We start from the raw sequence: 8,813 nt of genomic DNA on the forward strand, positions 1-8,813 counted from the left end.
GACAGTAGGCCCGTCCTGTGCTCGGCTAGCAGCTTGTCGACCATGGCGGCGATACTGGGTGATTCGACGTGTGGATGATGCATGGCAACGACTCCTTCCGCTTCGTTGCCTCCCAAACCGGCGGCTATTTTAGGCGCTTTCCCTTGATGCGAGAAGAGCCCGATCCTCCCGATGCTTCGGCGGGAGGATCGGGCTCTTCAGGGGCCGTATGTTACTGGATCACCTGGACAACGCGGCGCGTGCCGGGATCGATCAACACCGTGTGGTCGTTGACCACGGCATAGCGATATTGCACGTCCGGCACCTCCTGCAGCTCAACCGTATCAGGCACGGTCGAGCCGACGCCGAGCTCGAGGCCGAGCACGTTGACGGAGGCGATCGGATGCTTGTGGACATATTCCTTGACCACGGTCTGCTGCTCGGGGGTGACGATCACCTCGTCCGCGGCCGCGATGCCGATGCCGGCCATCAGAGCCAGGCCGGCGACAGCTGGAATGAGGGTGGTTTTCATGTTTCTCTCCTGTTGGATTTACGACGATCCCTTCGGATCGCGTATTGGTTCACGACGATCCTCCGGATCGCGTATTGCGAGCTCCGCCCTGCCACCGCCCGGGGCGGAAACATCGGCAAGTCGAATAGTTGAGCTCCCGGGGCAAACGCCCCCGGCGAGGTGTTGTTCCGTCAGCGACGACTAATTTGAGGTGGCGGAACCTTCGCATCGGCTCTGCATTGGAAGGCATTGAAACTCCCCAAGACTTTGAAATCCAAAGGGCGCCGCAGTCATGCAAGAAGGTTACATCAGAAGCGACATCCAACTTCGCGCCCCCATCGCGATCGCCGTCGGCGCCGGCTTCAAGCGCGAGATCGCCTCGCTCACCGGGATGCAGAATTTTCTCAAGGAATGGCCGGCGGCTTCGCGGGGCGAAAGCCACGCAAGGGCGCTGCGCGCCTGCGAGGCGGCGCGGGCCGGCGAGATCGATCTCGACAAGGCGCGCCAGGCGTTCCTGATCTTCGCGAGGAAGGCGGGGATCGAGTGGACCGGGGCCGATCCGGTCGCGGTGCTGCGCGAGGCCAAGATCAGGCGCAACCGGGCACGCGAGAGCCGGGCGCTGCAGCGGCCGGCGCACTGACAGAGCCGGTGCGCATTGGGGCCGCTGCGCGTTGGGCTTGCCCTGCAGGTTTCAGGAGCTGGCCGACGAGATCCAAGTGGAGCCGTCTGGCGTCCGTTTGCCCTGCGGACCGCCGCCGGGGCTGACGGTCGACTGGATCGATGGGGCTCTTCGGCTGGTGGCCGCTGTCAGGTCGCCGTCGACTCGCCCAGCGCCTCGGTGACGAAGGACGCGGCGATCAGGTCGTCCGCTTCGATGCGTAGGGAGCCCTCGCCGCCCCCCATGATGGCCGCGACCTTCTGGAAGGTCTTCATCTCGTGCTCGGTGATCCGGGCGTCCCGCATCCTGGCTTTGAGATCGGCGACGCGCATCCCGAGCGAACGGGATGTTCCGATTTCTCGTTTCGACATGTTCGTAAAACTCCTCCTCGGCCCGCCCGTATCTGTTCGCCGCCGCCCGAATTTATGCTGCCATGCATTTGTGTTGCTGATGAGACAGCTGAGATCCAGAGCCGCTAACTCAAACGCGAGGGGAAGGTTCCGTTAGCACATGGTAACAAAATAATACTCGGTTGGCGGCCCGCCGCCCAAGCCGGCGGCGGGTCATTCAACTTCGGTACGCTAGCGGTTATCGAGCACCTGGACGATCTTGCGCGTGCCGGGATCGACGATCACCGTCCGATTGTCGACGACCACGTAACGGTATTGGACGTTCGGCACTTCGTGCAGCTCGACCGTATCGGGAACCGTGCTGCCGATGTTCAACTCGACGCCCGGAACCTTCACCGAAGCCAGCGGCTGCTTGTGCACATATTCGCGGATGACTGTTTCCTGTTCGGGCTGGATGATGACGTCCTGAGCGGCGGCGGCGCCGATACCGGTCAGAAGAAGCAGGCCCGCGGCAGCGGTTGTGAGGTGCATTTTCATGATCTTCTCCTTGGCATGGATCGATTGCCTCTCACGCTGCGCCTGCGATCTCACAGCCGATAGGCACTGTGCGTAACGCCATCTGGCAAGCCTTGTTCCGGCAAAAAAACGCCGCCGGCGTTCTCCGCGAAACGTCACGGCGCGGCGCGGCTGTTTCGGAACAATGCATTTCGGCCCGGGTTACCCAATCCGAAGGGACCGACTATTTCCGAGGAGAAATCCCATGAAACATCTGCTGATCACAAGCATGATCACACTCGGCGTCGGTTGCGGCGCCGCGATGGCGCAGACCGAATCCGTGCAGCCCAGCGGCGATGCCAACTGCGCCTCGGGCCAGGCCGACTGTAAGACCGGCGGCAAGGCAGGCGGGCAGGCACAGGGCGAGACGAAATCGAAACCCGAAATGAACGCCCAGGGCAAGGCCAAGATGAAGACCGATGAGCAGGCCCAGGGCCAGGCCGGCGCCAAGACCGACCAGAACGCCGAGGACAACACCCAGCTCAAGAAGAAGCAGCAGGCCCAGGGCAAGGCCGGCGCCACCACCGAGCAGAACGCTCAAGGCGGCAACACCAAGATGCAGGAGCAAAACGCTCAGACTAACACCGGCACGAAGACTGACCAGAATGCCCAGGACAACACACAGTTGAAGAAGAAGCAGCAAGCCCAGGGCAAGGCCGGCACCACCGACCAGAACGCTCAGACCGGTACCAAGACCGAGCAGAACGCCCAGGGCAACACCAATGTCGAGACCGACCAGAACAAGACGGCCTCGATCAACAATGTGACGGTCGAGCAGAGGACCCAGGTTACCCAGATCATCCACGAGACCAAGGTGGAACCGGTTCGCGACGTCAGCTTCGACATTTCGGTGGGCATCGAGGTGCCGCGGCATAAGGTGCGGCTGCACCGCCTGCCGGCCCGCATCGTCAAGATCGTGCCTGCCTATGAGTACTACGAGTATTTCGTGCTGGCCGACGGACGCATCGTCATTGTCGACCCGGACACTTACAAGATCGTCCTTATCCTGACCTGACAAGAACAGCATCACGAGAGAAAGGCCCGCCAGTGCGGGCCTTTGTCGTCCGAGTGCCGCCGCAGCCCGGAAAACAGCTCGCGCGGCCGACGCATTCCATGAGACGTTGCTTGAATGCCGGGGCCCATGGAACGATCCGGCGCAATTGCCGGTTGCTACAAGGAAGTCCTGCTCCCTTGGTCCCTGTCGGAGCGGACAATGGTGCGACAAGGCCGCCGGGCAGATTGTTCAAGCTTGCGGTCCACCCGGAAAAGGTGCAAGGGTCATGACGGGTAGAGACATGGGCGAGATCGTCGACGACTGGACATGGTCGCGGCGCTCGGTTGGGCAAATGTATTTTCCGCAGTTTCTTGTGGGAATGGCGGCGACGCTTCTGGTGGTCCTCGGCTGGACATTCGCGTCCACCGGATCGGTCTGGGCGGCATTGGGCTGGACGGTCCTTGCCGCGGTTATTCTGCAGGCCGGCTACTTCGCGGCGGTGCTGTGGCTGGTGCATGGCGAGGCCCGCGTGACCGACGAGGCCAAGTCGAGCGACGGCGCCGTCTCGCCCGCCAAATTGCCTGGCCCGTTCGAGCGGGACGGCATCATCCACGCTCTCATCTCGCTGCTGTTTCCGAAGCTGTTGCCTTAGCCGGCCGTAGCCTGCTCGCGAATGGCCGGCCAGTCGCTTCCCCGGAAGCCGGCGGCAATCCGTTTCGCCCGACACATTGCACGCCTCTGTTCGAGCGCAGCAGCGAGCCCGGGCCAGCCCCGCGTCATGCTTCCGAGGCGCGATCAGTTTGGCATTGTCGCCAGCGCCCGTCCGCAACAAAGGTTATTCGGCGCGATGCAAAACGGCCGTCTTGCCGTGCTCTTTGGTTGGAGGCTCCAGCCCGTCCAGGCCGAAGCCCCTGCTCGCGCGCAAGCTAGCGTGCCGCGGCTGGTGAGGCCGAGCGCACCGTCTCCGACGACGAGAAGACGACGAAGCCAAAGACCAGCACCGCAGCGGCGACGATCAGCGAGCCTATCGCCACGACCGGTTCGATCTCCGGATGGCCTGCCGCCAGCATCCAGTAGAGCGCCGGCAGCATGATCACGATGCCGGCCGTATAGAGGCCGTAATGGATCATGGCGATGCGGCGCTCGGCCTTGGCCGGGTTGAGCGCATAATAGCCACCGAAGATGGCGCTGGTGACCCAGCCTAGAAGGTTGATGTGGGCATGCGCCGGGAAGGCGCCGTGATCGCCCGAAATCGCCATCTGCAGCCCGGCGCCGATGCCCAGGATGAGAAAGACGATGGCCGTCTTGAAGAAGAGTTCCGATACCCGTGGCATTTCTGTTGTCCCTCCCAATGCCTCTGTGGACCCGACTCTGTGAAGTCTATATCTAGCCAGCCATATTAGCCATGGCGCACCTAAAGCATGTCTCCCGAAAGTGGGAACCTGTTTGGGGATAAAGACATGCGTAAACCAAAGATCTGACGCGCATGAGCAAAGCCAAAGGATCGCGACGCGCTTTAGGTCGGTGAAGTCGTCGGACGAAAGCCCCGCGAGGCGGCTTCGCGAAAAAATGGCTCGCTTCTTTCGAGGAGAGCCAAAAAGGGAGCCGGGCTTGAGATCGGCTCCCATCCAGGTTACCACCTGAATTTCAGACATGCCTAACGTAGCGGAGTGCGGGATTTATTCCACCGCGATCGCCGATCAGTCCCGCAAGCTTCGAATCCGCACAGCAGAGCAGGCCTTTCGCCGATCGGGCGCCCGCGAACCTGTGCGCCGACCAGGACATCCCTTCCCCGCTGGCAGGCGTGCGAACAGCATGCGCTTCAGCGTCCCGAATCCGCTCGAGTTCGCGCAGTTGCGGCGGGCATTTGCGCCCGTTCGGAACCGGCCCGATGGCGCCTTGCAAGCGCGCGGCATTTGGGCAATGCTCGGATTCGGGGAGTGGTTTCCGTAATTTCGGAAGCACGATTACATGTTCACTGACTACTACGAAGTTCTGGAAATAAGCCCGAACGCCAATTCTGAGACAATCGAGCGGATTTTCCGCTATTTTGCTATGCGCTATCATCCCGATAATCGGGAAACAGGGAATGAATCGCGCTTCAGCGAGATCGTCGAGGCCCACAATACGCTGCGGGATCCAGTCAAGCGGGCCCAGTACGACATCCTCTACCGCGAGCATCTGGGCCTTCGCCACGAACTCACGGATGGCGCGCGCGACGGCGGCGGCATGGACAGGGATGCCGTCATCCAGGCCAATTTGCTGTCGCTTCTCTATGTGCGGCGCCGGCGCGACGTCAACAATCCGGGCATCGGCGACGACGAGCTCGAACGCCTGTCGGGCTGCCCGCGCGAGCACCTTGAATTCCACCTGTGGTACCTCAAGGCGAAGGGCTTCATCGGCAGGACCGAGAACGGGACGTTCGCCATCACGGTCGAGGGCATCGACCACGCCGGGAGCAAACAAGGCCGGGACCGCCCGGACGCCACCCGCCTGCTCGATCACGCCGATTAGAGCGTTTCACCGTTTCAGGGAAAAGGCGAAACGTTGGATCCGTTCGATCGGACAAGGCTGAAGGTTGCGGCGAAACCGCCGGGCCGAGCGTTCACATTTCCCGGAACTGCCCTCGGCCGGACTGCTCCGGCCGGCATCAAAAGCCCGCCGACTGGTGCCTGAACCAGTGGCGGGCTCGATGAAGGAGCAGCTACATCCCGGGGGAATCGACTGTCGTCTCCTGAACTCCCCATATCTGGGCTCGGTTCCGCTGGGGGGAGCGGAGCCCGAACCATGCGCCATGGAGGGGCAAGAACAGGGAGCGCAACGATGACATAGGCGCCGTGCGTCGCCGAAGGCAAGACGACTGAGGTCTGACGCGCCGCCGAAATAGGCCCGGCCTGGCGCGCCGACGGCTTCACGCCGAGGCGGTGCGGACAAAAAAGCCGCCGGGCGAGGCCCGGCGGCGTTTCGTCCACCCTCTGGTCGGTTCGTTTGGACTTACGGCGTCGTCGTCGCTGCGGCGGCCTGGTCGATCTTGTCGGCAAGCACGCCCTTGGCCCAGTCCGTCACTTCCTGGTCGACCGGCTTGTTGGCCATGTCTTGCAGGGCGGCGTCCAACGTCGCGTCGTCCGGGGCGGGTGTATTGGTAACCGCGGTTTGGGCATCCGCGACCGCCTGGGTGTCAGCGGTGATCGCCGCGTTCTGGGCATCGATCTGCGACTGCACATCGGTGATCTGCGCATCGAGAGCCGCCTGCTGTTCGGGCGTGAAGCCCGTCGTGTCAGTCGCGTTGAGATCGGCGAGCTGCTGGGTGAGATCGGCGAGCTTGTTCTGGTCGGTGGTCAGCTGGGCATTAGCAGCGTCGAGCGCAGCCTGCGCGTTCTGAGCTGCCGCTGCCGCTGTCACATAGGCCTGGATGCCAGCGAACTTCTTGCTCTTGGAATTCATATAGGCGTTGATGTTGCGCTGCAGCGAGTTCAGCCGGCCGAGCTTGGCGTGAAGGTTCTTCTCCTTCGGCGTGGCGGCTGTCGTGGTGTCGTCGGTCGCGCTGTCGTCGGTGCCCTTGTTGTGGCCGTGAGCAGAAGCCGACTTGCCGTGCTCTGCGCCGCTCTTGCCGTTGCCACCGGCATTGCCGCCGCCGTTTCCATTGCCGCCATTGCCGCCGTGGCTACCGCCATTGCCGCCGCCATGGCCGTTGCCGGCGAGCGCCGGGGCCGCCGCGAGCGCCAGAATGGCAAGGGATGCCAGAAGTGTCTTACGCAATGTCATTGTACTTCTCCGCAGATGAATCGTTACCGTGGCCCAACCGCTAGGCAGCGTCTTATGAGAATTTCCTAACGGCGTCGGATAAACTTTAGGCAATTGCGGTCGCCAAATGAGAGCATCGCCGTCATTGCCCCGCACTCTTCCAAAAAAATTCCGTTAACTCATTGAAATGACACAGAAATACAAAGGGCCGAGCGCTTTTGGGCCGTTTGGAAAAATGAGGGCCCTTGTCTCGCCGGACCATGGTCCCTAGGGGCGCCATTGGGCACGCGAAAGCCCCGCAGGTCGAGCGCGTTCGGGCGCTCGGAACACTCCTGCCCCGCCGGGATTAAATGACTGAAGGGACGTTACCTGAAAGGACCAATCGTCATGAAACGCATTCTTCTTGCCGCCGCCCTGCTTGCTCTGTCCGGGGGTCTGGCGACAGCGCAGTCGGGCACTTCGTCGGGCACTTCGTCGGGTTCTTCATCCACGACGACGATGCCCAGCAGCCAGGACACGGATCAGACCAAAACGAACTCGACCAATCCAAACTCGGCGAAGGATTGCGCCCCCGGACAACAGACGACCGGAACCGCGAAGCAGGCAGCCCCTGGACAACAGGACACCAGCGCCAAATCGAACGCTCCCGGGCAGATGAAGACGACAGCGGAAGGCTGCTAGGGCGTTGCAGCGTCTCTTGAAACGGGGGACCGCCTATCTCCGTTTTAGTGCGGTCGCGGAGGGGACCGTTTCACGCGGCGTCCACGTCGCCGGCGGTGTCCGGCGCCTCGGGCGAGGTATCCGACTCCTCACCCGAGCCGGTCGGAGAGAGCACCGTCAGATCCATGCGGGCGATGCGGGACGCGGCTTTTCCTTGCGCGTTCGGCTCGCCCGCATTCGTCTCGGAGACCGAGGCCTTTGCAAGGTGGCCGACGCTTTCCGCGCTCTTGCCCGGGAAGGTTTCCGACGATCCCTGAGGTTTGCTCGAATGATGTACGAGGCCAGCGGAATGCTGGCTTCCGACGGGAGAGGTCATGGCTGCGCTCCTGATAGGACGATGGCAAATCCCTAGCATTCGTGGCTGGCGTCAAGCTTGCGACTTTAGAGATTGCTAAGATGATGCGCCGATCAGCCGGAGTGGATGGGACGGCACGTAGGCCGCCGGCACCACCCGAGGAGACGGGTTTCATGCCCGGTTTGCCCCTGCCCTTCTAGAGCTGTTCACCGTTTCACGGAAACGGCGAACCGCTCTATCTCCTTGTTTTTGCGCAATTCCGAACGGAAGGCTACGGCGAAGACGCCGAGCCTGACCGCTCGCACTTTTCCTGGAATTGCTCTAGCCGCCGACCAGCGGCACGGTCACGGACGTCGTGTAGTTGATCGGATAATCACTGAAATAGGGGAAGTTGATGACGAAGGCGTAGCTGGCGTTGACATGGGCCATGCGGAAGCCGCCGCTCGCCGGATCGATGGTGATCGTGACGTTCACATTTTGCAGGCCGAGCGCCTTCAGCTTCTGCTTCGCAAAAAGGCACAAATCGGCCGATTCAGTTCCGACTGTTACTGAGGGCAAGCTCCTTGCACGCTGTTGAGCAGCGGCACGTTCACCGTGGTCGCATAGTTGACCGGGTACTCGCTGAAATAGGGGAAGTTGATGACGAACGCGTAGCTGGCGTTGACATGCGCCATGCAGAAGCCGCCGCTCGCCGGATCGGTGGTGATCGTGACGTTGACGTTCTGCAAGCCGAGCGCCTGCAGCTTCTGGGTCGCGATCGCCTGTATGTCGGCCTGGGTCAGCGTGTTGTTGAGCTGCAGCGAGCGGGCGGAGGCCTCCAGCGCATAGCGCACGCTGGACTCGGAGTTCATCGACCAGCCGAAGGCGAAGATGCCGAAGAGCAGCATGATCAGGAAAGGCACAATGAGCGCAAACTCGATCGCGGCGCCGCCAGAGGCGTTGGCGGTAAACGCCTTGGCTCTCTGTTCAGCGGACACGGATCACCTGCTGGTGGCCCATCGCGGTGT

At 62.2% G+C, this 8,813-nt stretch carries 13 protein-coding genes; 5 read left to right on the forward strand and 8 right to left on the reverse strand.

Annotation, left to right across the window (positions count from 1 at the left end; all coding sequences use genetic code 11):
• Window positions 1-211 precede the first annotated feature (211 nt).
• Window positions 212-511 carry a DUF1236 domain-containing protein gene (locus EOA27_RS11310; RefSeq protein WP_126083399.1) on the reverse strand — a complete coding sequence of 100 codons (300 nt, stop codon included), beginning with the start codon at window positions 509-511 and terminating at the stop codon, window positions 212-214.
• A gap of 271 nt (window positions 512-782) precedes the next feature.
• Here EOA27_RS11310 and EOA27_RS11315 point away from each other — a divergent pair, with 271 nt between their 5' ends.
• Entirely contained in the window at window positions 783-1,130 is a 348-nt protein-coding gene (locus EOA27_RS11315) for a DUF982 domain-containing protein (RefSeq protein ID WP_126083400.1), read from the forward strand.
• 167 nt (window positions 1,131-1,297) lie between these two features.
• On the opposite strand, the gene EOA27_RS11320 is transcribed toward EOA27_RS11315, so the two are convergent.
• Together EOA27_RS11320 and EOA27_RS11325 are read right to left on the reverse strand one after the other, a co-directional pair.
• Complete coding sequence (locus EOA27_RS11320) at window positions 1,298-1,519, reverse strand: hypothetical protein (RefSeq protein WP_126083401.1); 222 nt, start codon at window positions 1,517-1,519, stop codon at window positions 1,298-1,300.
• Window positions 1,520-1,729: 210 nt separating this feature from the next.
• Window positions 1,730-2,035, reverse strand: a complete 306-nt coding sequence (locus EOA27_RS11325) for a DUF1236 domain-containing protein (RefSeq protein WP_126083402.1) — start codon at window positions 2,033-2,035, stop codon at window positions 1,730-1,732.
• 223 nt (window positions 2,036-2,258) lie between these two features.
• Between EOA27_RS11325 and EOA27_RS11330 the strand changes: the two genes are divergently transcribed.
• Both EOA27_RS11330 and EOA27_RS11335 read left to right on the forward strand, forming a co-directional pair.
• Window positions 2,259-3,068, forward strand: coding sequence for a DUF1236 domain-containing protein (locus tag EOA27_RS11330; RefSeq protein ID WP_127256188.1), 810 nt, complete (start codon window positions 2,259-2,261; stop codon window positions 3,066-3,068).
• Between the two features lie 265 nt (window positions 3,069-3,333).
• A complete protein-coding gene (locus EOA27_RS11335) occupies window positions 3,334-3,699 on the forward strand; it encodes an exopolysaccharide production repressor protein (protein ID WP_245463256.1) in 366 nt (121 codons plus the stop codon).
• Between the two features lie 274 nt (window positions 3,700-3,973).
• Here the strand turns inward: EOA27_RS11335 and EOA27_RS11340 are convergent, their stop codons facing one another.
• Window positions 3,974-4,381 carry a hypothetical protein gene (locus EOA27_RS11340; protein WP_126083404.1) on the reverse strand — a complete coding sequence of 136 codons (408 nt, stop codon included), beginning with the start codon at window positions 4,379-4,381 and terminating at the stop codon, window positions 3,974-3,976.
• Between the two features lie 637 nt (window positions 4,382-5,018).
• Here EOA27_RS11340 and EOA27_RS11345 point away from each other — a divergent pair.
• On the forward strand, window positions 5,019-5,561 hold the full coding sequence (locus EOA27_RS11345) for a J domain-containing protein (protein WP_126083405.1): 543 nt from the start codon (window positions 5,019-5,021) through the stop codon (window positions 5,559-5,561).
• A gap of 480 nt (window positions 5,562-6,041) precedes the next feature.
• Here the strand turns inward: EOA27_RS11345 and EOA27_RS11350 are convergent, their stop codons facing one another.
• Window positions 6,042-6,812 carry a hypothetical protein gene (locus EOA27_RS11350; RefSeq protein WP_126083406.1) on the reverse strand — a complete coding sequence of 257 codons (771 nt, stop codon included), beginning with the start codon at window positions 6,810-6,812 and terminating at the stop codon, window positions 6,042-6,044.
• A 366-nt stretch (window positions 6,813-7,178) separates the two neighbouring features.
• Here EOA27_RS11350 and EOA27_RS11355 point away from each other — a divergent pair, with 366 nt between their 5' ends.
• On the forward strand, window positions 7,179-7,472 hold the full coding sequence (locus tag EOA27_RS11355; RefSeq protein WP_126083407.1) for a hypothetical protein: 294 nt from the start codon (window positions 7,179-7,181) through the stop codon (window positions 7,470-7,472).
• Window positions 7,473-7,542: 70 nt separating this feature from the next.
• Here EOA27_RS11355 and EOA27_RS11360 read toward each other — a convergent pair whose 3' ends face one another.
• The 3 genes from EOA27_RS11360 to EOA27_RS11370 form a co-directional block, all read right to left on the reverse strand.
• The gene (locus tag EOA27_RS11360) at window positions 7,543-7,827 is read right to left on the reverse strand and encodes a hypothetical protein (RefSeq protein WP_126083408.1); all 285 of its coding nucleotides are present in this window, start codon (window positions 7,825-7,827) and stop codon (window positions 7,543-7,545) included.
• Window positions 7,828-8,127: 300 nt separating this feature from the next.
• On the reverse strand, window positions 8,128-8,328 hold the full coding sequence (locus EOA27_RS11365) for a hypothetical protein (protein ID WP_126083409.1): 201 nt from the start codon (window positions 8,326-8,328) through the stop codon (window positions 8,128-8,130).
• A gap of 23 nt (window positions 8,329-8,351) precedes the next feature.
• Complete coding sequence (locus EOA27_RS11370) at window positions 8,352-8,783, reverse strand: TadE/TadG family type IV pilus assembly protein (protein ID WP_126083410.1); 432 nt, start codon at window positions 8,781-8,783, stop codon at window positions 8,352-8,354.
• Between the last annotated feature and the right edge of the window lie 30 nt (window positions 8,784-8,813).

This window comes from Mesorhizobium sp. M2A.F.Ca.ET.037.01.1.1 (assembly GCF_003998075.1).
Classification (GTDB): Bacteria; Pseudomonadota; Alphaproteobacteria; order Rhizobiales; family Rhizobiaceae; genus Mesorhizobium.